A 21,182-nucleotide genomic window follows, 5' to 3' on the forward strand; every position below is an offset into this window, starting at 1 on the left:
CGGCATCAGCGAGATTCAGCAAGACGCCCGCGGCCTTTGCATTGCGCGACCATGCGGTCACCGCGTTTGGGTCATTTCCGTCAAAGGGAATGACAGTGCGGGCGGGCCGCACGAACAGTTGTCGTATTGCTGTTCGACATTCGCGGCAAAGACGTTGAATTCGAGAGAGGTGATCGGTCGCCACCGGCTTGGGCGCGTTCGCGCCATCGGGAGATCGGAAGGAGAGCATTTGCAAATGAATCCCGTCAAAAGGATTTGTGAAAGCGCGCCGGTAATTTCGGCTGGGGCTCTCATGCCGTAAAGGCCCAGCCCCAAGTCGACCATCTAGTCGACGTACACCGTCAGGGTTCCGTTCGGCTCGCGCTTAACGGCAACCACAGTGTCCATGTCTTCTTCAGAGAGGCCCTTCAAGTCCAGCTCTCGCAGCGCCTGTCTCAAGCTTTCAATCTGATTTTCGCTCTCGACCAAGGCCTGCTGGACCGCCGAACGACCCTCTTCTTCGGTCAGGCCGTCGATGTCGACTACCTTCACCTTTGTATCCTTCGTTACGCCAGTGAGATCCACAACACCGGCCCGAATCGCAGACAGAACGACACTGGATGAATCGTCTACGCTTCTCTTGGCCTCTGAAGCGGTCGGGGCGGGCTCATCCTGCGCGAAAGCTGTAAGGGACAACGATGCAAGAAGAGCGAAAATGGCGACCAGGGAGAGTTTCATTGATGCATCCTTGAGGGGTACGACTGCTTGCGCGTCGGGTAGTGTCGGCAGACCGCCAACGGCAAAGGCCAGACGAAAGTTCCGATTCAGATGCCGTAGCAAGGTCGTGCTGGAATAGGATTTCGCAATGACCACTTGGGGCAAACCACAGCCGTTTAATCGTACCGCAAGAGACAGCGCTGAAGCGCCTATTGCGACTTGATTGTCAGTGTGTCGGACGCGAGCTGTTGCTGTCCGTCCGCGGCCCTAGCGATGAAACGAACCGTCCGACCTTGACCGGGTTCATCCCGCAGAGGAACAACGGCCCGGATCCCACCATCCCTATCCGTGCTGCCCGACCAGACAGTTCTCGGCGTAGCACCGTCGGCTTCAGAAGTGATGACCACGTCAGCATTGCCAGGCAATCCCTCCGCCGTTAGCAGCACTTCTCCTGCGTCTCCAGTCGTGGTTGCCTCCAATGTGGGGCCATTCTCTGGAGAGGATATCCCCGGCAAGCCAAGGCTCTCGCCAAATTCCAGCAGGTCACGGTTCAAATCCGGTTGGTCGGCGAGGTATTCGCTTGCCGATCGCCCTGCAGCGGTCGCAGCTTCATTGATCGTTTCCCTGGTTTCTCTGACGGCGCTTCTTGCTCGGTCGAGCCAGGTCTCATCATCGCCAGACGGCATGCTGAGGTTCGTTCCAGCCCTGATGTCTGTCTTGCTCGTATTCGGATTGGCCTGAAGGATTTCATTGACCGTCGTTCGGCAGCGCTCCGCCAATCCCTCCAGAGTCTCTTCACTGCCGAGCACCTCCGTTTGGCCGCACGCAGATTGCGAAACTGCCGGGGTGCTCAAGGCCAGAGACGCAACTGCGACAATCACAGTACATTGCACCGCTTGCATGGTTACTCTCCTTTCGGGCCGCTATAGCCGCCAAACGTAGCCGCATGGCGTGGGTTCCGTGTTTCGCGGAATAGGAAAGACGGCCGGCACTCGAGGGGAACAATACGATCGGACGACTGTTCAACAGCCAACCCCGGAGAAACGCGATGCGTGGCCGACAGTTGTTTGTGATCATTCTCGTTGCCGCAGTTGTGGCGGGTCTTGTCGGGCTCGGAGCTGCCGGCGTTTTCACGGACGACAGCGGCGGAACGTCGCCGCACGCATTGGATCCGAGCCAATAGGGCGCGGGTGCACGGAGCCGCCCGACTTCAGTTCACGAGGAACGAACTCGGTAGCCGGGTGCGGATCCACAACGACGATCGCTCAATAGCATCCCTGCAAGAGGATAGATTTGCCAATTTCGACTGACCAGGAGCATTAGGATGTACCGGATCGCTGTCTCCTTTGTTGTGATTGTCCTCGGCCTGGTCCTGGTTGCGGGCGGCGTCTGGCTCGCCGTGATCGGAGGGTCGTGGTTTTACATCCTTTGGGGAGCGCTTCTGGTCGCATCGGGTTCATTGATCCTGCTCCGGCGCGCCGCCGGTCTCGCGCTCTACGGGATCACCATTCTGGTTACTCTGGCCTGGGCCCTGTGGGAGGTCGGCTTCGACTGGTGGGCCCTTGCGCCGCGCGGCGGCCTCCTGCTGGTGCTCGGCGTTCTGCTTCTGCTGCCGCCGTTGGTGAGGTCGATGCATCGGACCGCTACCTCAGCCGCCGCCTACGATGTGAACAGCTTCGTCCTCGCCGGGTCGATCGCCATTGCCGCGGCGGCGGGGATTTATTCCATGCTGCAGACACCCCACAACACGCCGGGAGCCTTCACCGAGGATCGTATGGCAGTCGAGGCGGTCTCGGACGCGGATGTGCCCGCAGGCCAATGGGCTGCTTATGGACGCACCTATTACGGCCAGCGCTACTCGCCACTCAACCAGATCACGCCGGAGAACATCTCTCGGCTTGAGGTTGCCTGGACCTATGAGACAGGCGAAGTGCGGGACGAAAACGATCCGGGCGAGACCACTTATGAAGTCACGCCGCTGATGATCGATGACACGCTTTATCTTTGCACGCCCTTCAGCACCGTCATCGCGCTCGATCCGGTCACGGGCGATGAGAAGTGGCGGTTTGAGCCAGGCCTGAAGCAGCCGCCGACAGAGACGACGCAGCACATGACGTGCCGTGGCGTGTCGTACTATGCCGCTTCGCCCGAAGACCTGCCGGCGACAAGCCCCGGAACCACGGCGGGTGTGGCCGATGGAGAGGGTGGCGTCCCGCAAGCCGATGGTGAGCCGCAATTGGCGGAAAGCGTCGACGAGGTAACGACGCAGGCCGCCCCAGTGCCCCAAAACATCGTCACTGGCCAGGCGGAGCCGGGGGCGCCTGTCCCGCTGGTAGCGCGTGAAGAGCCGCCGGCGAGGGTGATGCTGAGCCCTGACTGCATGAACCGTCTCTTCGTGCCGACATCCGACGGCCGGTTGATCTCCATAAGCGCCCAGACGGGCGAAATCTGCCCCGGCTTCGGAGGCCAGGACGGGACCGTCAATCTCTGGGCCAACATGCCCAACGTGACGCCTGGATCGTTCTATTCGACGTCGCCGCCAGTGGTCACGGAGGGCGACCTTGTCATCATCGGCGGCGCGGTCAATGACAATGCATCCGTGACCTCGCCGTCCGGTGTGATCCGCGCCTATGACGCCTATACGGGCGCCTTGGTGTGGAACTTCGACAGCAAAAACCCGACAGCCACGGAGCCCATTCCCTCTGGTGAAACCTATACTCAGAACGCGCCCAATTCCTGGAGCGTCGCAAGCTATGATGCCGAACTTGGTCTGGTCTACTTTCCCATGGGCAATGAATCGCCTGACCAGTTCGGCGGAAACCGGGGCGAGAACACGGAGCGGTTCTCCGCCTCCATTCTGGCGCTGCGAGCCGAGTCGGGCGAGGTGGCCTGGGTGTTCCAGACCGTCCACCACGATATCTGGGATTATGACGTGCCCGCCCAGCCGACCCTGGTTGACCTTACCATCGGCGGTGAGGTGGTCCCGGCCCTGGTTGCACCCACCAAGCAGGGCGACATCTTTGTGCTCGATCGGGCCACTGGCGAGCCTGTTTGGCCGGTCGAGGAGCGGCCGGCACCGCAAGACGCGGTCGAGGGCGACTTCACCGCGCCCACGCAACCGGCGTCCGCCATCTCGTTCCGGCCGGAGCCGCTGACAGGAGCGGATATGTGGGGGGCAACCCCGATCGATCAGCTCTACTGTCGAATCCGCTTCCATCAGCTGGATTACGAGGGGAGTTTTACTCCGCCTTCCATCGACGGCACGATTGTGTACCCGGGCAATTTTGGCACATTCAACTGGGGCGCGGTCGCGGTCGATCCCAACCGGGACATCATGTTCGCGATGCCCGTCTATCTTGCCTTTACCGTAAAGCTGATCCCGCGGCCGAACGAATTGGAGCGCGTCGTCACCAAGCAGGGCGAGCCGATCTTCAACGAGAATTTCGGCGCACCCTATGCGGCTGAGATGGGACCGTTCTATTCGCCCCTCAACCTGCCGTGCCAGCAGCCGCCGTGGGGCTATGTCGCTGGCGTTGACCTGACCACCGGCGAGACCGTGTACCAGCATGTGAACGGAACGGTGCGGGACCTCTCGCCCATACCCCTGCCTTTCGAGATGGGCGTTCCGGGCATCGGCGGCCCAATCGTGACCGACGGGGGCGTGGCATTCCTGAGCGGAACGCTCGACTACTATGTGCGCGGCTACGATCTGCGTACCGGCCAGGAGATCTGGCGCGAGCGCCTGCCTGCGGGGGGCCAGGCCACACCCGCCACATATATGGGCGCCGATGGGCGGCAGTATCTGGTGGTGGTTGCCGGAGGCCACGGCTCTACCGGCACCAAGGCAGGCGACTCCATCATTGCCTATTCGCTGCCTCAATAGGCGGCCGGCGGTCGGGTCCGGGGCTCCTCAGCGTGTAGCTGTCAGGCGGGTGAAAGACCACGCGTCGGTCCTGGCGGCCTCATGCCGACGAAATGCGAATTCGTTGAGCGGGATCAATACAGCCGCTTCGTCGGCAATTACTCTCGGACAGACGGCGAGAGCGTTCAGCGGTGCCTGGTTCGTGGCGGCCACGCGATGGACCGGCCCCGACACAGCCACGGTGCATTCGCCCAGGAGGAGTCAGCCGCTAAGTCTGAAGGGATTGGCATCTGGCAGGGTGAGTTCCAGCCGCCATGGGAATTGGCGAGCCGCCCAGCGTGGACCGACAGTCCCCTCGACCGGTGCCCTTGATGACGAGTTCGGCCGAAGGCGGATGCGATATCAAGGGTGCGGGGCAGAAACATTACGCCCGCACCGAGATATCGACATCCAATGGCGAGAAATGGTTCTGTAGTGAAGAAGAAGCCCGAACCGCGGATGGCGACGGGCTATACGATAATCTCAACACTTCAATCACGCGTCCAAGTGCCGCGGCAGCAACCACCCTCAGAGTCGAAAGAGAGGTGCAGCGCCAAGCGCACGGGGCGAATCTTCATCGACTATCTGCGAAATGGACGCGGTACGACGGCTGTGGGTGCCTCGTCGCCGCGAGCCAGGCCCGGCTTTCCGATTTCCAAGCCAGTAAGTTGGGCTGACATCGAGGCCGGAATTGCTCCGGACGTCTTCACGATGGACAGGCCGTAATGTGCAATTCAGGAATGGCTCGGTACGTAGACGGCCGTGCGCTTGCCATCTGTCAGGATCACGCAATTTGGCCTCGGAGAACCATCCCGCCTCAACATAGGCTGGGACAATGCGGGTGCCCCCGGGACGAGCGGTTCTCCCTCCATTGGTCCAAACTCAGCATTGCGTTCGCCATCCGTGATGAAAACGTCGGTGCCCTGGACATCGATGACCTGCAGGTCGCTGCCGTCCATGCCCGGCGCCTCGGAACGCGGCAGCGATGCTTGAAATTCCTCTGAGTACGCTTTCATGGTGCAACCTCGAACCAGAAAAGCAACGCCACCCCGAAAGGGAAGTTCCGTCGCGGGGCGCGGCTTTGTTGAACCGATGATACCGACGCTGGTCGACAAGCCCCCCGAAGGCAAGGAATGGATGCACGAGGTCAAGTATGACGGCTACCGCACGCAAATCGTGATCGCCGGGGAGAGGGCGCGCGCTTTCACCCGCAGAGGATTTGATTGGACAAAGAAATACCTTCCGATCGTCGAAGCTGCGCGCCGGCTCGGCCGCGATTGCCATCTGGGGGGGGAACTGATCGTGCAGGACCAGAACGGCGGCCAAGCTTCGAGGCGCTGCGCGGCGAGATCGAAAGCGGCCGCGGCGATCGGCTGATCTTCTATACCTTCGATCTTTTGAGCCTTGATGGAACGGATCTGCGAGACAGCGGCTGCGAGGAGCGCCGCGCCCGGCTAAGCAATCTGCTCGGGCCGCCAGATACTGCAAGTCCATCCATTTCAGCGAGTCCCATGAAAGCTCAGGCGCGGAATTCTTTGCTGCCGTCGACAGACTAGCAGGCTGTTGAAGAAGTATTGCGCTTGGCCTTGAGGATGGCCTCGTCGCCGTTGTGATAGGCGAAGGTGATCTCGATCAAGCCGTCACCGAGCAATTCAGCGGAGCCGTCACCGCTGACTTCGTCCATTTCGTCGCAGCCGCCCCATGTGAAGAAGACCATCGAGGGGCTGTAACTCAGATCGAGACCGGCTTGCAGGGCGCCAAACGCAATCTCGCCATTGTTATCGGCCCCGATTGTGATGGTGGCGGGTCCACAGAGGTCGAGATAGCCGCGATCCCATAGATCGGCTTCGACGATGCGCCAGCGGCCGATCAGTTGGCAGTCCGCCGGCGCACTCATGCCGGCACCGCCGTGAGCTTTGGCAGCCGCACCAGATTGTAGGCGGCGGCCGTGAAGGTGAAGGCCCATCCGACCCGGTCACGGCCGCGGAACTTCGTCTTGTCCTGGCCGGCGATGCTCTTGATCCAGCCGAACGCCTCCCGATGCGCTTGCGGATGCGCTGGCTGACGGCATAGCGGCCGTGCCGGGTCGTGCGCCCATCGATCGCCGAACTTCGGCCGCTCGTGTTCTGCGCCACGTGCGGCGTCACCCTCATCGAGCGCAGTTCGTTGACGAAGTCCTCCACATCATATGCCTTGTCGGCGCCGAGCGTGATCGCCTGCGGCCGGTCGGCACGGGGCTCGATCATATGTAGCGCGGCCACCCGCTCGGCATGTCCGTAGGCCAGTGTCAGGCAGGCCTCGACCAGCAGGCCGTGACGGTTCTCCATTAGCCCGTGCCTCATGAAGCACAGCTTAGCCTCCTTGCCTTTGCCCTTGCGGTAGAGCCTGGCGTCGGGATCGGTGGTCGAGGCATGCGTCTCGTTCAATCGCTTCTGGCCGTGGAAGTCCGCTTCGGCGTTGCGCCCACCGCCTTCTGCCGGCGGCTCCTCCGGCCCGTCCTTTGGCCTGACGCTCTTCATCGAGGCCCAAGCCTCGATCAGCGTGCCGTCGATCGAGAAGTGGTCCGTAGATAGAAGCCTCTTCACCTTGGGCTGGGCGGCCAGCACCGCGCTCAGGAACTTCGCCGCGATGTCGCCTTCCAGCAGCCGGTCGCGGTTCTTCGAAAAAACCGAATGGTCTCAGGCCGCATTATCCATCCCGACGCCGACGAACCAGCGGAACAGGAGGTCGTATTCCAGCCGCTCCATCAAAAGCCGCTCCGAGCGGATCGAATAGAACGCCTGCAGCAGCATCGCCCTGAGCAGCTTCTCCGGCGGAATCGACGGCCTCCCGATCGGCGAATACATCGCCGCGAAATCCTGCTCCAGCGCCGACAGCGCCTCGTTCACGATCCTCCGGATCGCGTGCAACGGATGATCGCGCCGAACCCGCGCCTCAAGATCCACATAGCTGAACAACTCGCCCGTCCGATTGTCGTCGCCGCGCACCCACCACCCTCCGAATCTCCTTGGAGCCAATGAATCATGGTCTGAGATCGGCGGCGAACGACTTTTTCAACAGCCTGCTAGTCTTACTGTGTCATAAACCTGTTTTGGCAGCATGGACATCGTGGCAGCCGCCGCGCCAAGGCGCGGGCGAGTCTAATCCGGATGGTGGCGATGGAATTGCCGACGTGGCGTTCGGGACGGAGCGGCGGCGCCACGGGGTCGATAATCTTCGGATAGCGCAGGTGCCTTGAGGAACGGCCTGGAGCGTGGGGCTGAGGGGGGAATCAGACTCCGTTCGGAGACCAGGAATCCGTAGGCGGCGATCGCGAGCGTGGCGTGATGATGGAAGCCGCGCCAACCTCGGCCTTCATAATGGCCAAGGCCGATCTCCTGCTTGAGCTCCTGATAATCCCGTTCGATCCGCCACCTCAGCTTGGCCTGATCGACGAGGTCGGCGAGCCCGGTATTTTCCGGCAAGGTCGAGAGCCAGTACTTGGTCGGCTCGACCTCGTCGTGCGGCCACTCGATCAGGAACCATTCCTCGGCTCGTGGCGTGGCGCGGAGCGCCAGTAATCGCGATGCGCCGGCCGGACGCGGATGGCGGCAAAGCGCGAGGCGAGCGGCGCCTTGGAGCCCTCGCGCCAGGTGACGCGGCCCCAGGCGTCCTCGGGCAGGGTTTGCGCCAGTTCCTTGGCGGAAACCGGCGCGTGCCCGGGCTGGCGCCGGACGAGCGAGGGCGGGCGGCCGCGTCCGCTCCATGGCTTGGGTGGCAGCGGTTGCGTGTCCGGCGGCCACAAGCGGATCGAGGACTGGACGCCGACGACATAGGTCAAGCCCATCTCCGTCAGCCCGGTGCGGAAGGAGGTGTCGTTACCGTAACCGGCATCGGCCAGCACAACGCTCCGCGAGACGCCGGCATCCAGCGCCGCCCGGATCTGCGCGAGGGCGATTTCGGGTTTGGTGCGGAAGATGACATCCTCCGGCACACCTGCCTTGGCGCGCCGATCAGGGTCGTTCGCCCAGCTTTCCGGCAGATAGAGCTGATAGGCGACCGGCAGGCTCGCCTGTTCGGTGGCAACCGACAGACTGACCGCGACCTGGCAGTTGTCCTGCTTGCCGAGCTGGCCGCAATACTGCCGCGCCACGCCGACCGAATGCTTCCCCTTCTTGGGAAAGCCGGTGTCGTCGACGATCCAGGCGCGGATCGGCCCCTGACGCTCAAGCGCCGCCAGAGCCTGCGCCCGCACGACGCCAAGTACGGCATCGTCCGACCAATCCGCTTTCGCCACGAAGTGATGCAGCGACTGGTGTGCCGCCTGAACACGCCCAGGCTCCACCCGCGCCGCCATCGGCTCGACGCTCTTGCGCTCGCCCGGCAAAAGCAGCCCGGTGCAATAGGCCTTCAGCGGCGCCACCCGGTCAGCATGACCCAATGCCGAGGCCAGCGTCTCGACATAGGCCGCAAAACGCGATTCACTCGTTTCGATTCCGTCCTGGAGATCCATCGCTCCCTCCATTTGAAGCTTGAATCTCCATTCTCGCAATCAATCGTTAACAAAGTTTATGACACAGTAAGACTAGGCCTAGAGGGGATCGTCTCAAAGCGCAGGAACAGCCGCTATCATGGTGGGCAGACGCGAGAATGGCTGAAGACAAAGACTTTCACCGAAAGCACATTTCTGGTGTTGGGCTATGACGCCACGCCAGGAGGCGCGCGGTCACTCCTGGTCGGGTCGGCAGATGGCGGGACGCTGCGCTATGTCGGCCGAGCTATGGTTACCCAAAGCGCGAGGCCTTATGGCGGCAGCTGGAGGCACATCGGACTGACCGGCCGCCGCGCCCCTCAATGGAGGGGGCGGCTACCGAATGGTTTGAGCCCGTGGTGCCGGTGCGCATCCGCTGGCCATCGCCAGGAAGCGGGCGTTGACATCGCGCTCCTTCCCGCGGCCGACCCGGTCGATGGCGGTCTTCATATTGTCGTAGATGCCGCGGCGGGGAACGCCGCCAAAGACGCGGAAGGCGTGATTGTGGGTATCGAACAGCATCTCGTGCGTCTGCAGGAGATAGGCCCGGACGACGAAAGCACGGCTGTAGCTCAGCTTCGTGTGGGCAACCTGCAGTTTGGTGCGCTCATTGCCGATGATCGCCCAGTCCTCGGACCAGTCGAACTGGAACGCTTCGCCGGGTTCGAAGGCCAGCGGCACGAATGTCCCACGAGCCGATGTCTGCAGCTCCCTCTGCCGATCGGCTTTCCAATCCCGGGCGAATGCCGCGACACGATTGTAGGAGCCTTCATAGCCGAGGCTCATCAGGTCGGCGGGCAACTGCTTGATGGTGCGCTTCTGTTTGCGGGGCTTGTTTGCTTCCGTCTTCAGCCAGGCTGACAATCTGTCGGCGAAGGGATCAAGCTTGCTGGGCCGGTCGGGAACCTTGAACCGCGGCTCCACTTCATCAGAACGCAGTATTTGCGGATGGTGTTCCGGGACAGGCCGGTCCTGCGCGAAATCTCCCGGATCGATAAATGCTCTCGAAAATGCCAGCGTCGGATCACGCTCAATAACGCCATGTCGATCACTCCATCTCCCCTACTGAAAACAAGCAGGGGTGGTTCAAACATGGGTCAATTCTCGGTGGAAATATCCCTCAATGCCGGGTCAGTTCTCGATGGAAATCAACACCTTTAGCGGAACTCACCGCTCTGACCCTTTCGAGACCTTCCGGAGCCGTATTCTCTTCTTGGAAGCCGAAATTGGCCGGAACCAGCATTCGTGACCGTGCCAGTCGTTTTCGCCACGCCTGACGAACGGCCGCTGTGCGCCTGATATCGGCCATTAAGCCAGCGGCCTCTAGGGACTGAAAGCAGACATAGTCATGCCGACGAAGCGGAGCCGAGGTTTGTGACTGCATAGTCATTCGTGGGCACACAGCGTCCACAAATCCCGGCTCATTGCTGCCGCACAACAGATCTGGGCGGTTCGCTTCTTCCTCGATCGCGAGGGACGTATCCGTGATCGCGCCCTGTTCGATCTGGCAATCGACAGCAAGCTTCGCGGCTGCGACCTAGTCAAGATCAGGATCCGTGATCTCGTCGCAGGTCTCGAAATTAGGACTCGTGCGATTGTCGTTCAGCAAAAAAGGCGGGTCGTCCAGTCCAGTTCGAGATCACGAGCGACGTGAGAGCCAGCCTTCTGGCTTGGCTTGAAAGGCGTGGAGGCACGGTCGACGACTATGCATTCCCAAGCCGGATCAATCACGCCTACCACATGAGCACGAGGCAATACTCCCGGTTGGTCGACGAATGGGTTAGCGCGATTGGCCTGCGTCCAGAGGAATATGGCACTCACTTACTCCGACGAACGAAGGCCACAATGATCTACAAGTCGACAGGCAATCTCCGCGCCATCCAGATACTCCTTGGCCACTCCAGGTCGAGAACACTGTTCGATATCTTGGCGTCGATGTGGAGGATGCGCTGCTCTTGGCGGAACGAACGGAAATCTGACGTTGGAGCGGTCATTCGAGGCAAGCTCGATGACCGCTTCCAGCACTTGAGTTCTTTTTGCCGCAACTTCTGACGTTGGTGGAAAGGAGACAGTCTGGTTTGTGGCTCAGGCTGTTTCGATTGCGGCCGCGATTTTGCCTTCCAATCTCGCACCAGTGCGCTCATGGCGATCAGGCCGATTGCCGCGAAGGGCACGCATGACACGAAGACCCATCGGGCAACCGTCGCGGCGTCTGCGGCCGTCTCCATGGATAGCAGGCCCGAAGCATTTGCCACGATTCCGACATAGGCCGCGCCGAGAGCGTAGCCGAGTCTCTGTGTCGTGGGGATCGCTCCGGAAACTCGCTGGGCGTCTGCATCAGCGAGCGCTATCGTTCGCCTGAGAATGAATGTCCACGCCATCCCGAAGCCGGCGCCCTCCATGCCTGCGAAAACGGCGATCAGCCAGACAGGGCCGCTTGGAACCGCATGGAGAAAGCCGAGGATGCTGAGGGTCACGACCGTCATGCCCAGTGCGATCATCAGCTGGTCGAACCGCTCGGGCGATCCGCTGACCAGAACGGCCATGGTCGTCCAGCCAATGGACGAACTGGCAACGATGTAGCCGGCCGTCAGCGCGGATACGCCGTGGAGGGCCGTGACTAGGAGCGGCCCGAACGCCGTGACGGCGATGGTCGCCATCGACATGGACAGGATCATGAGCAGCGCGGCACCGGCCGGGCGCCACGGATCGAACGGGCGACGTGGAAGAAGCCGGGTGTCGCCCGCAGAAAGCCGATCAGGCAGACCAGACCGGCGGCAACGGAAGGGACCGTTCGCAGGATCGAGACCTCGACGCCGCCAAAGGCGACCAGAACGACGGCAAGACACAACAGGGACAGACGCCTGACAGGGAACTCTGCAGCGTCGGCCGTGAATCGTGTCGTGCCCGTGTCGCTTCGCAAGACGATCCAGAGGGCGAGTGCGAATGCCTGGCCGGCAAAGAAGGCGAAGCCCCAGCGCCAGGTCGCATATTCCACGACGAAGCCGCCGACCATCGGCCCGGCGAATGCCGAGACGCCCCAAAGGGTCGAAACGGCCGCCATGGCGCGCGCGATATAGCGGCGCGGGAAGACCAGGCCGACTGCGACGAAGCCCATCGCCACCAGACCGCCGCCGCCGACGCCTTGCAAGGCACGTCCCGTCAGAAGCAGCGGCATGGTCGGGCTGACGGCGCTGATGATACAGCCGAACCCGAACAGGGCGGTTGCCATGCTCATCGGCGCACGCAGGCCGAAGCGCATGGTCACCAATGCGCTGGCCGCCCCCGCGACGATCGATCCGATCTCATAGAGCGACACGGACCAGCCGACCAAAAGCGGCTCCGCCGATCTCGGCCACGATGGAGGGGAGCATGGTGGCGACGATCAGGCTGTCGGCCGCGTGCAGCCAGACGGCTAGGCAAACCAGGGCCAACGATGCCGCATAGGGGCTTCCGAGAAACTCCCTCCATGACACGAATGTCTCCGTGTCCTTCCCTGCCTCGGCACCCATGTCCGCCATGCCCGTCTCCTCTTGACGGACATGCTGCTACCGCCTCAACATTGGTTGAGGTCAAGGAGATTCCGAATGGCGAAGAAGGAATTGTTCGTTGGCGAGCTCTCGCGCCGCAGCGGGTTGCCCGTTTCCACGCTTCATTTCTATGAGCGCAGGGGGCTGATCGCATCCGAAAGGACTTCGGCCAATCATCGGGTCTATCGGCGTGAAATCCTGAGGCGCGTGACGGTCATCAAGATAGCACAGAGCGCGGGCATCCCGCTCGCGCAGATTTCCGCAGCACTCTCTCAATTGCCACGCGACGCGCCGCCCGATACACAGGATTGGGAGGGTATCGCCGAAAACTGGCATGACGATCTGACGCGGAGGATCGAGCTTCTCACGGCGCTTCGCGACAAGATGGCGATATGCATTGGATTCGGATGTCTAAGCGTGAAACGTTGCCCTCTGGTCAACGCGGACGATCATCTGGCGAAAGACGGCGCCGATGCCCGACTGCTTTAAGAATGTGTGGACGGCCACCGTCAAGGTCTGCTTTCAGTAGCCGTCAAATCCTACCACGAACGTCCACAATGGGGTCGACTCTGGCCGTAGAGGAACGGCATCTGTGGACGCCCCTTCGAACGCAAGCGTTTTTTGGCGGTAGGCACGAGGTCGGGTGCTGCCATCTGTCCGGCCTCCTGATGCAGCCATTTGCTGCGGGCCCGTATGGGAGTTCGCGGACTGGATCCACATCAGCTTTGCGCGCTTGGGTAGCGCTCTGCCGTTCCCTGGTTCTCCCAGCCCCGTCTCGCCGACTGTTGTGCCATACCCTCCTTCGACCGACCTCGCGTCCCCGACAGCCTCTGACGCCGATCCCGGCTTACGCCGCGACCGCCGCCGAAGCTCGGTAAGTTCCGCCCTTCGCTAGAAGGGCCCAGACAATGCGCGCCATTTTGTTGGCGAGCGCCACAGTCACCAGCATGCGCGGCTTGCGCGCCAGCATTCGTTCCAGCCACGATCCCTTGGGAGCTCCGCGAGGCGACGCCTGTTTGACGACGGCGCTGGCGCCGATAATCAGCAGGCGACGCAGCGTTCGCTCGCCCATCTTCGACGTTGCGCCGAGCTTCTGTTTGCCTCCGGTCGCTGCAACGGTGTCAGACCCAGCCAGGCGGCGAAGTCGCGACCCTTGGCAAAGGTCTCGGCAGCGGGAGCAAGCGCGGTCAACGCCGTCGCGGTGATCGGTCCGATGCCGGGAATGGTCATCAGCCGGCGCCGTCTCGTCCTCGCGGGCACGGCGAGCGATCTCCCGGTCCAGATACGCGACCCGCTCGTCCAACTCGGCCAGGAGATCCAGCATGACGCGGAACATCGCGACCGCCGCCGCCGGTAAGGAGGCGGCCATCTCCTCCTCGAGCATATCGCCGAGCATCGAGACGTAGGACACTCCCTTCGGCGCCACCCAACCGTACTCGGTGAGGTGTCCGCGGATGGCGTTGACGAGCTGGGTTCGCTGACGCACCAGGAGATCGCGGGTTCGGAACACGAGGGCGGACGCCTGTTGCTCCTCGCTCTTCATGGCCACGAAGCGCATGGTTGGGCGCTGCGCTGCCTCGCAGATCGCTTCGGCATCCACCGCATCGTTCTTCTGCCGCTTCACGAACGGCTTGACGTAGGCGGGTGGGATCAGCCGCACGTCATAGCCCAGCACCATCAGTTCACGGCCCCAATGATGCGCACCGCCGCAGGCTTCCATAGCCACGTGCAGGGCGGTTGCGCGGCGAAGAAGTCGAGCACCTTCGCCCGGCTCAGCCGCTTCGAGAAAACGCCTCGACCGCGTGAATCCGAACCATGCGCATGGAACACATTCTTCGCGATATCCAGACCGATCGTGGTAACCTCAGGCACGGACGCCTTCCTTGAATGGTTGGAACACTCCATTCTGGCACAGCGATGCCGTCGGGGGCGTCCACCCCATCAGCTATAGAGAAGCGGCGGTAATGACGGGTTCTGGCGCGTGCGAGGCGGCCGGATCCAATTTGACGGAGTCCGGGTCCGGATGGGGCATACGGCTCGATCAAGTTGTGAGCCGAAATTCAGAACCGACGCATTATCCAGCGCACCCGCCCATGGACATCCAGGCGGTGGCCACCCATCATATGACAAGCGAATACGGGTGCTAGCGGATCGGTCATGCTGAGAGTCCAGAAATTCAAGATCGACGAAATCTACGTGCCGACGGCGCGAAGGAAGACGCTTCATCCCGAAACGGTGCGGCTCTTGGCCGAGGATATCCTGGAGCACGGCCAGAAGACGCCGATACAGGTGCGCTTCGACGGCAAGCGCCACATTCTGGTCGAAGGATTGCACCGGCTCGAGGCGAGCAAATGGCTGGGCGAAACTTTTATCGACGGTTACCTGGTTCAGGCCAGGAGGCATTAGAGCGCCGCACGTCTTTCAGCCGACCCTCCGGTTGCGCATATTACGCGTATTGCGTGCTATCCTGTCTGGACCTAAGGTGAGTCCGGTGGGTTCCAGGGCGTAAATCAAAGCTTCTGCGGAGTTATTTCAGCCGGCATGGCAAGGCCGGCGCAAGCAACGACAATCATCTTGTGGGCGAGTTTGTTCGTTGAGTTTGACATTCGGGCGAGGGGAAACCGATGTTGCATGCCATTGACGACTGCGCCAAACGGCGGCTGACCGAGCGTGTGGATATTCTGACCGCGATCAACATACTGAAATCGCGGGGCTATGACGAAGAGCAGCTCGTGTCGGAGATCACGAAGATATTCTATGTCGATCTCGACGAATACAACGAGATCATACGCCGCTCTTGAGCGTCGGCGGAGGCCGCCAGAAGATCGACAACAAGATCTGCGACCCGCCCCTGCGGCGGGCCGTCTGTAAAAAAAGTCCCCGCGGCCGCGCTAGCCGACGATCAGGTCGCGCAGCCTTGCGAATATCCCCGTCCGCGGTCTTATGGCGGCCCGGACGTGCCGGGCAGCGGTAGCCGCAGTTACGGTTTCCCCGAAATGGCAATAGCAGACGATTCCGTGCAACTGCCAATCCGACAGTTCAAAGAACCGCTTGGCCTCGCCATAGCTGTCGTCTTCCAGGCCTTCGGCGCGAAGGACTGGATCGTCAAACGCCACCGACAGCGGCGAGCCGGAACCGCGCATCGTCGCGCGGGCCCCGCCGGCTTGGTATTCCGTGCCGTGGAGTGTTGCAAGCCGCCGCTCGGGCCTCTGTTCGAGAAGTCCGGCCCAGCGTTCGAGGCGTTCCCTCCTCGTCAACACGGGGCGAGCGAGGTCCGGGTGGATCTCGGCGACGGCTTTGAGGTTTTCTAAAGTCTGGTGCTTCATGACGGCCTCCTTGTTCAAGGATCGCGGCCCCCTCCTGCGCCATCTACAGCTTGACTCCACTCCGGCTTCGAGTCCAGTCACGTTCTACGAATTTGTAAAGCTTCACGAATCGTGGCCGCTTCACAGCGGAATGTTGTCGTGCTTTTTCCAGGGGTTCTCCAGATCCTTGTTCCTGAGCATGCGCAACGCCCGCGCCACCCGGCGCCGGGTAGAGTGCGGCATGATCACCTCGTCGACATAGCCGCGTTCGGCCGCGACGAAGGGTGACAGGAAGCGGTCCTCATAGGCTTTCGTGTGGGCGGCGATCTTTTCCGGGTCGGCGATGTCCTTGCGGTAGATGATCTCGACCGCACCCTTGGCGCCCATCACCGCGATCTGCGCCGTCGGCCAGGCATAGTTCATGTCGCCGCGCAGGTGTTTTGAAGCCATGACGTCATAGGCGCCGCCATAAGCCTTGCGCGTGATCACCGTGATTTTTGGAACCGTCGCTTCGGCATAGGCAAACAGCAGCTTTGCCCCATGCTTGATCAGACCGCCATATTCCTGAGCGGTGCCTGGCAGGAAGCCAGGCACATCGACGAAGGTGACGATCGGGATGTTGAAGCAGTCGCAGAAGCGGACGAAGCGCGCAGCCTTGCGGCTGGCGTCCGAGTCGAGCACACCGGCCAGCACCATGGGCTGGTTCGCGACGAAGCCGACCGTGCGGCCTTCCATGCGGCCGAAGCCGGTGACGATGTTCTTGGCGAAGCTCGGCTGAATCTCGAAGAAATCGCCTTCGTCCGCGGTCTTCAGGATCAGTTCCTTGATGTCGTAAGGCTTGTTGGCGTTATCGGGGACCAGCCGGTCCAGAGACAGGTCGTGATCGGTCACCGACTGGTGGCATTCGATCTCCGGGATTTCGGCGGTGTTGGAGGCCGGCAGGAAGTCTATCAGCCGCCGCATCTGCAAAAGCGTCTCGACATCGTTGTCGTAGGCGCCGTCGGCGATGGAGGACTTTGTCGTGTGGATCGATGCGCCGCCGAGGCTTTCGGCGGTCACCGTTTCATTGGTCACCGTCTTCACCACGTCGGGACCGGTCACGAACATGTAGGAGGTGTCGCGGACCATGAAGATGAAATCGGTCATGGCCGGCGAATAGACGTCACCGCCGGCGCAGGGGCCCATGATGACGGAGATCTGCGGGATGACCCCGGAGGCCAGAACGTTGCGTTGAAAGATCTCGGCATAGCCGCCGAGCGCGGCGACGCCCTCCTGGATGCGTGCGCCGCCGGCGTCGTAGAGCCCGATGATCGGCGCGCGGTTGCGCAGCGCCATATCCTGGACCTTCATCACCTTCTCGGCATGGGCCTCCGAAAGCGAGCCGCCGAATACGGTGAAATCCTTGGCGAACAGGAAGACCGGCCGGCCGTTGACGGTGCCCCAGCCGGTGACCACGCCATCGCCGGCGATCTTCTGCCGTTCCATGCCGAAATCGGTCGAACGGTGCTCGACGAACATGTCGAATTCCTCGAACGAGCCCTCGTCCAAAAATATGTCGATGCGCTCACGAGCCGTCAGCTTGCCGCGTTTGTGCTGGGCGTCGATGCGGGCCTGGCCGCCGCCGGCCCGCGCGATCTCGCGCCGGCGTTCGAGTTCAACCAGTACGTCTTTCATGGAAGACCCCCGCGGCTTCAGGCTTTCCAGCCTGTTACCACGTGGGTTTCCAAGCGCAAGCTTGAGAGTACTTGGCGAGGCTTACCAGGTTCCGGTATTGCCCATCGAAGCCCATGGCTCGGCCTTTTCCAGCGCCGGCCCTTTTTGCAGGAGCTCGATCGAAATGCCGTCGGGCGATTTGATGAAGGCCATGTTGCCGTCGCGCGGCGGGCGGTTGATCGTCACACCCATATCCATCAGGCGCTGGCAGGCGGCGTAGATATCATCGACTTCGTAGGCGAGGTGGCCGAAATTGCGTCCGCCCTTGTACTCCTCGGGATCCCAATTGTAGGTCAGTTCGATCAGCGGAGCCTTTACTGTGATGCCGGCATGCTCGTCTTCGGGAGCGGCCAGGAAGATCAGCGTGAAGCGGCCCTGCTTGTTTTCGAAGCGACGCACTTCGACCAGGCCGAGCTTGTTGCAGTAGAAGTCGAGTGATGCATCCACGTCGGAGACGCGGACCATTGTGTGGAGATAGCGCATGTGTTTGCTCCGGCTGCAGCCCTGATTTGCGCCGGAACATAGGGCGGCGCACCGGGATGCGGCAACCCGGAAATGACCCGCCGCAACCAAACCGCGGGCCGCGAGCGCCATTCTCCGGGTGAAACAGGTGAAAAAAGGCACGTCAGGTCTTGCGCAGTTGGGAAGTCGCAATGCTATTCTCGGTAGCAGAATCAGTGGCTGCGTTTCTGGAAAGGGTGCGTTCGGATGGGGGAGAGGGCCTCTTTCATGGGGCGAGACTTGGAAGCGGATGGCGCCTTGGACCGTGACGACGGCGGCGACGCGGCTGGTCTGGTCGAGATTTCCGGGGCGATCAAGTGGTTTGACGTGGCCAAGGGCTACGGCTTCATCCTGCCCGATGACGGCGTCTCCGGCGACATTCTCCTTCACGTGACCTGCCTCCGGCGCGACGGCTTCCACACCGCTCTCGAAGGCGCGCGCGTCGTCTGTCTCGTTAAGCGCGGCGAGCGCGGCATGCAGGCGTTCCGCGTCATCTCCATGGACAGCTCGACCGCCGTGCATCCCGCCGAGATGCAGGAGCAGCGCACCCATGTTGCGGTCACCGCCGAGAGCGGCCTGGAGCGGGCGCTGGTCAAATGGTTCAACCGCACCAAGGGATTCGGCTTTCTCACGCGCGGCGAGGGCACCGAGGACATCTTCGTCCACATGGAGACGCTGCGCCGCTACGGCCTGACCGAGCTCCGTCCGGGACAGGTCGTGCTCGTTCGCTTCGGGCGCGGCGAAAAGGGCCTTATGGCTGCCGAAATTCACCCCGATATCGGGACCTTGCCGGTCTCGCATTGAGACTGGACAGGATTCTTTTCGATGGTGTCTTCCCGCATTGCGTCATGGAAGCGCAGTCTTGCCGCCGCGCTTGTCATTTGCCTTTCGCTGCAGCCGCTCGTCGCCGCGCAAGAGCAGGCGATGGAATTGCCGGTCCATCCGGAACCGCTGGTCGCCGAAACCGACGAAGGCGAGCGCTCCTTTACCATCGAAATCGCGGACGATCCGGGCGAACGCTCCCGCGGCCTGATGTTCCGGCAGGATATGGACGATGACCATGGCATGCTGTTCGTGTTCGAGCAGAGCCAACCGGTCGGATTCTGGATGAAGAACACGCCGCTGCCGCTCGATCTGGTGTTTATCGGTGAGGACGGCAAAGTGCGTGCGATCGAGAGGGGCGAGCCGTTTTCGGAGGCTCCGATCGCGCCAGGCGAGCCGGTGCAGTTCGTGCTCGAACTCAACGCCGGAGCCGCAGCCGAGGCAGGGATCGAGAATGGCGACCTGATCCGCCATCCGGCCATCAGCCAGGCCGCCGGCGCCAACTAGCGCATCATAAGATGCGTAGGGTTCAACGTGTTCGAGCGTTCTTTGCGCGTCCAAGAGGACGGGCGGCGCTCTAATGGTCTCAATTCTGAAAGGGATCGCAGGCGCCATGCAGTCCTTCTCCCATGACGGTTTCGAACTTGCCTTCATCGATCGCTTGCCCGAGAGCGGCGGTGGCGATCCCGTCTTGCTGATCCACGGCTTCGCCTCTAGCGCGCAGGTAAACTGGGTTTCGCCGGGCTGGATGAAGACGCTGGGCGATGCCGGGTATCGTGCGATTGCGTTCGACAATCGCGGCCATGGCGCTTCCTCGAAAAGCTATGAGCCTGCCGATTATACGCCTCAGAAGATGGCCGGAGACGCGGCGGCGCTGCTTGGCCATCTCGGCATCCCCCGCGCCCATGTGATGGGCTACTCGATGGGCGCGCGCATCGCCGCCTTCCTGGCGCTCGCCGAACCCGCAATGGTTGCGACGCTGGTCTTCGGCGGGTTGGGAATAGGCATGGTTGAAGGCGTAGGCGACTGGGACCCCATCGCCGATGCGCTTCTGGCGTCCGATCCGTCGAAGATAGAGAACCGGCGCGGACAGACATTCCGCGCCTTCGCCGATCAGACCAAGAGCGACCGGCGCGCGCTCGCTGCCTGTATCTCGACCTCGCGAACCCTGCTGTCCGAGGAAGAGGTCAGCCGTATCGCCGTTCCGACCCTGATCGCCGTCGGAACCACCGACGATATTGGCGGCTCGGCTTCGGAACTTGCCGGCCTGATGCCGAACGCCCAAAGCTTCGACATAGAGGGCCGCGACCACATGCTCTCGGTCGGCGACCGCACCTTCAAGAAGCGGGTGCTGGAGTTCCTCGCAGCCAACCCGCTTTAGGGTTTTTGATATTCAGGTCAGGACGAGCCGGATCGAAGAGTGCGCGAAGCGACCAAAATGGCGGCTTTCTGCGCTTCCGGTACTCACGTACTTATCTCAGCATCGTGCGCCGGTCGGGTGCGTTCCGCCGGCGCACGAGGCTTACAGTCTCAGCTAAGATTCGAGGCTGCGGTTGCGGTCCTGCCACAGTTCGAGGATCGCGAGAGCGGCCACAGCCGCGCCGAGCGCGATGTGCCAGTTGCGCAATGTTCCGGCATATTCCAGCACGAACGGCGACGAGATCATCCAGACGCCGCCAAGCAGCAGCAGGAATTCTTCCCATCGCCGCAGGAATATCTGCTCCAGACCGCCCAGAATTACGATCGCGGCGCCCACGATGGCGGTGGCCGCGACCATTGTGGTGTTGCCGGTCGTTTCGCCGAACATCGGCGATACGAGGATCGCGGCGCCGAGGATCATCGTGACGATGTCCTCCCAACGCCGATGCTCGACCAACCCCCATCCCGTTCTGTTGAGTGTTGCCATGACGATACTCCTCTCAGGCTACTTTGAGCGTAGCTCAACGCCCGCGAGGACTTTGTGCGTCGTTTGTCGAACTCCTCGGACGGGCGTTCGAATGCCCATTATCGCAAAAAACCTCAACAAGATCAACGATATCCTCCGGCGGTGCTGCGAGCCAGGTCCTGATCGACACGCCGCTACCTGTAGCCTGCCGATCAAGGGATTGTTTTCCACGATCGCTTGATTCCGGCTGAACCAAAACCATTTGAACAAGCACTAAGGAAAATTGAGTTCATTCGTGGCAGGCTCTGGAGTATATGTC

General features: G+C 61.9%; 19 protein-coding genes and 5 pseudogenes. 11 read left to right on the forward strand and 13 right to left on the reverse strand.

What is annotated here, in order from left to right:
• Positions 1-324: 324 nt before the first annotated feature.
• Complete coding sequence (locus tag ABVK50_RS11415) at positions 325-717, reverse strand: hypothetical protein (RefSeq protein ID WP_353641452.1); 393 nt, start codon at positions 715-717, stop codon at positions 325-327.
• A gap of 188 nt (positions 718-905) precedes the next feature.
• Positions 906-1,598 (reverse strand): LysM domain-containing protein, encoded by a 693-nt coding sequence (locus tag ABVK50_RS11420; protein ID WP_353641451.1) that lies wholly within the window; start codon positions 1,596-1,598, stop codon positions 906-908.
• Between the two features lie 422 nt (positions 1,599-2,020).
• Here ABVK50_RS11420 and ABVK50_RS11425 point away from each other — a divergent pair, with 422 nt between their 5' ends.
• The 4 genes from ABVK50_RS11425 to ABVK50_RS11440 all read left to right on the forward strand — a co-directional run bounded on the left by ABVK50_RS11425 (position 2,021) and on the right by ABVK50_RS11440 (position 5,974).
• Entirely contained in the window at positions 2,021-4,579 is a 2,559-nt protein-coding gene (locus ABVK50_RS11425) for a membrane-bound PQQ-dependent dehydrogenase, glucose/quinate/shikimate family (RefSeq protein ID WP_353641450.1), read from the forward strand.
• Between the two features lie 81 nt (positions 4,580-4,660).
• Positions 4,661-4,930 carry a thermonuclease family protein gene (locus ABVK50_RS11430; protein ID WP_353641449.1) on the forward strand — a complete coding sequence of 90 codons (270 nt, stop codon included), beginning with the start codon at positions 4,661-4,663 and terminating at the stop codon, positions 4,928-4,930.
• A gap of 126 nt (positions 4,931-5,056) precedes the next feature.
• A complete protein-coding gene (locus ABVK50_RS11435) occupies positions 5,057-5,323 on the forward strand; it encodes a hypothetical protein (protein ID WP_353647045.1) in 267 nt (88 codons plus the stop codon).
• Positions 5,324-5,689: 366 nt separating this feature from the next.
• Complete coding sequence (locus tag ABVK50_RS11440; RefSeq protein ID WP_353641448.1) at positions 5,690-5,974, forward strand: hypothetical protein; 285 nt, start codon at positions 5,690-5,692, stop codon at positions 5,972-5,974.
• 175 nt (positions 5,975-6,149) lie between these two features.
• Here ABVK50_RS11440 and ABVK50_RS11445 read toward each other — a convergent pair whose 3' ends face one another.
• From ABVK50_RS11445 to istA, 4 genes and pseudogenes are all read right to left on the reverse strand, one after another.
• Positions 6,150-6,494: a hypothetical protein gene (locus tag ABVK50_RS11445; RefSeq protein WP_353641447.1), complete on the reverse strand. Its 345-nt coding sequence runs from the start codon at positions 6,492-6,494 to the stop codon at positions 6,150-6,152.
• A pseudogene (locus ABVK50_RS11450) lies at positions 6,491-7,584 on the reverse strand (IS5 family transposase). Before ABVK50_RS11450 ends, ABVK50_RS11445 begins: the two are co-directional and overlap by 4 nt.
• Before the next feature lie 153 nt (positions 7,585-7,737).
• A pseudogene (locus tag ABVK50_RS11455) lies at positions 7,738-9,089 on the reverse strand (IS701 family transposase).
• 393 nt (positions 9,090-9,482) lie between these two features.
• Positions 9,483-10,150: pseudogene (gene istA / locus ABVK50_RS11460) on the reverse strand (IS21 family transposase); the annotation flags it as partial.
• 335 nt (positions 10,151-10,485) lie between these two features.
• Between istA and ABVK50_RS11465 the strand changes: the two are divergent.
• Positions 10,486-11,086 (forward strand): annotated as a pseudogene (locus tag ABVK50_RS11465) (tyrosine-type recombinase/integrase).
• A gap of 695 nt (positions 11,087-11,781) precedes the next feature.
• Here ABVK50_RS11465 and ABVK50_RS11470 read toward each other — a convergent pair.
• Together ABVK50_RS11470 and ABVK50_RS11475 are read right to left on the reverse strand one after the other, a co-directional pair.
• The gene (locus tag ABVK50_RS11470; protein ID WP_353641445.1) at positions 11,782-12,441 is read right to left on the reverse strand and encodes an MFS transporter; all 660 of its coding nucleotides are present in this window, start codon (positions 12,439-12,441) and stop codon (positions 11,782-11,784) included.
• On the reverse strand, positions 12,413-12,628 hold the full coding sequence (locus ABVK50_RS11475) for a hypothetical protein (RefSeq protein WP_353641444.1): 216 nt from the start codon (positions 12,626-12,628) through the stop codon (positions 12,413-12,415). The genes ABVK50_RS11470 and ABVK50_RS11475 overlap by 29 nt, the downstream gene beginning before the upstream one ends.
• Before the next feature lie 66 nt (positions 12,629-12,694).
• Here ABVK50_RS11475 and soxR point away from each other — a divergent pair, with 66 nt between their 5' ends.
• Positions 12,695-13,126 carry a redox-sensitive transcriptional activator SoxR gene (gene soxR / locus ABVK50_RS11480; protein ID WP_353641443.1) on the forward strand — a complete coding sequence of 144 codons (432 nt, stop codon included), beginning with the start codon at positions 12,695-12,697 and terminating at the stop codon, positions 13,124-13,126.
• 358 nt (positions 13,127-13,484) lie between these two features.
• Here the strand turns inward: soxR and ABVK50_RS11485 are convergent.
• A pseudogene (locus ABVK50_RS11485) lies at positions 13,485-14,509 on the reverse strand (IS110 family transposase).
• A gap of 285 nt (positions 14,510-14,794) precedes the next feature.
• On the opposite strand from ABVK50_RS11485, the gene ABVK50_RS11490 reads away from it, so the two are divergent.
• Entirely contained in the window at positions 14,795-15,043 is a 249-nt protein-coding gene (locus ABVK50_RS11490; protein ID WP_353641442.1) for a ParB N-terminal domain-containing protein, read from the forward strand.
• A gap of 218 nt (positions 15,044-15,261) precedes the next feature.
• Entirely contained in the window at positions 15,262-15,438 is a 177-nt protein-coding gene (locus ABVK50_RS11495; RefSeq protein WP_353641441.1) for a hypothetical protein, read from the forward strand.
• A 90-nt stretch (positions 15,439-15,528) separates the two neighbouring features.
• On the opposite strand, the gene ABVK50_RS11500 is transcribed toward ABVK50_RS11495, so the two are convergent.
• The 3 genes from ABVK50_RS11500 to ABVK50_RS11510 form a co-directional block, all read right to left on the reverse strand.
• Positions 15,529-15,963, reverse strand: a complete 435-nt coding sequence (locus ABVK50_RS11500; protein ID WP_353641440.1) for a hypothetical protein — start codon at positions 15,961-15,963, stop codon at positions 15,529-15,531.
• A gap of 120 nt (positions 15,964-16,083) precedes the next feature.
• A complete protein-coding gene (locus ABVK50_RS11505) occupies positions 16,084-17,616 on the reverse strand; it encodes an acyl-CoA carboxylase subunit beta (protein WP_353641439.1) in 1,533 nt (510 codons plus the stop codon).
• Positions 17,617-17,697: 81 nt separating this feature from the next.
• Positions 17,698-18,138 (reverse strand): VOC family protein, encoded by a 441-nt coding sequence (locus tag ABVK50_RS11510; protein WP_353641438.1) that lies wholly within the window; start codon positions 18,136-18,138, stop codon positions 17,698-17,700.
• 246 nt (positions 18,139-18,384) lie between these two features.
• Here ABVK50_RS11510 and ABVK50_RS11515 point away from each other — a divergent pair, with 246 nt between their 5' ends.
• From ABVK50_RS11515 to ABVK50_RS11525, 3 genes are all read left to right on the forward strand, one after another.
• Entirely contained in the window at positions 18,385-18,960 is a 576-nt protein-coding gene (locus ABVK50_RS11515) for a cold-shock protein (protein ID WP_353641437.1), read from the forward strand.
• A 21-nt stretch (positions 18,961-18,981) separates the two neighbouring features.
• Positions 18,982-19,485, forward strand: coding sequence for a DUF192 domain-containing protein (locus ABVK50_RS11520; protein WP_353641436.1), 504 nt, complete (start codon positions 18,982-18,984; stop codon positions 19,483-19,485).
• Positions 19,486-19,591: 106 nt separating this feature from the next.
• Complete coding sequence (locus tag ABVK50_RS11525; RefSeq protein ID WP_353645957.1) at positions 19,592-20,359, forward strand: alpha/beta hydrolase; 768 nt, start codon at positions 19,592-19,594, stop codon at positions 20,357-20,359.
• Positions 20,360-20,512: 153 nt separating this feature from the next.
• On the opposite strand, the gene ABVK50_RS11530 is transcribed toward ABVK50_RS11525, so the two are convergent.
• Positions 20,513-20,884 (reverse strand): hypothetical protein, encoded by a 372-nt coding sequence (locus ABVK50_RS11530; protein ID WP_353641435.1) that lies wholly within the window; start codon positions 20,882-20,884, stop codon positions 20,513-20,515.
• Between the last annotated feature and the right edge of the window lie 298 nt (positions 20,885-21,182).

The organism is Mesorhizobium sp. WSM2240 (assembly GCF_040438645.1).
Taxonomy (GTDB): Bacteria; Pseudomonadota; Alphaproteobacteria; order Rhizobiales; family Rhizobiaceae; genus Allomesorhizobium.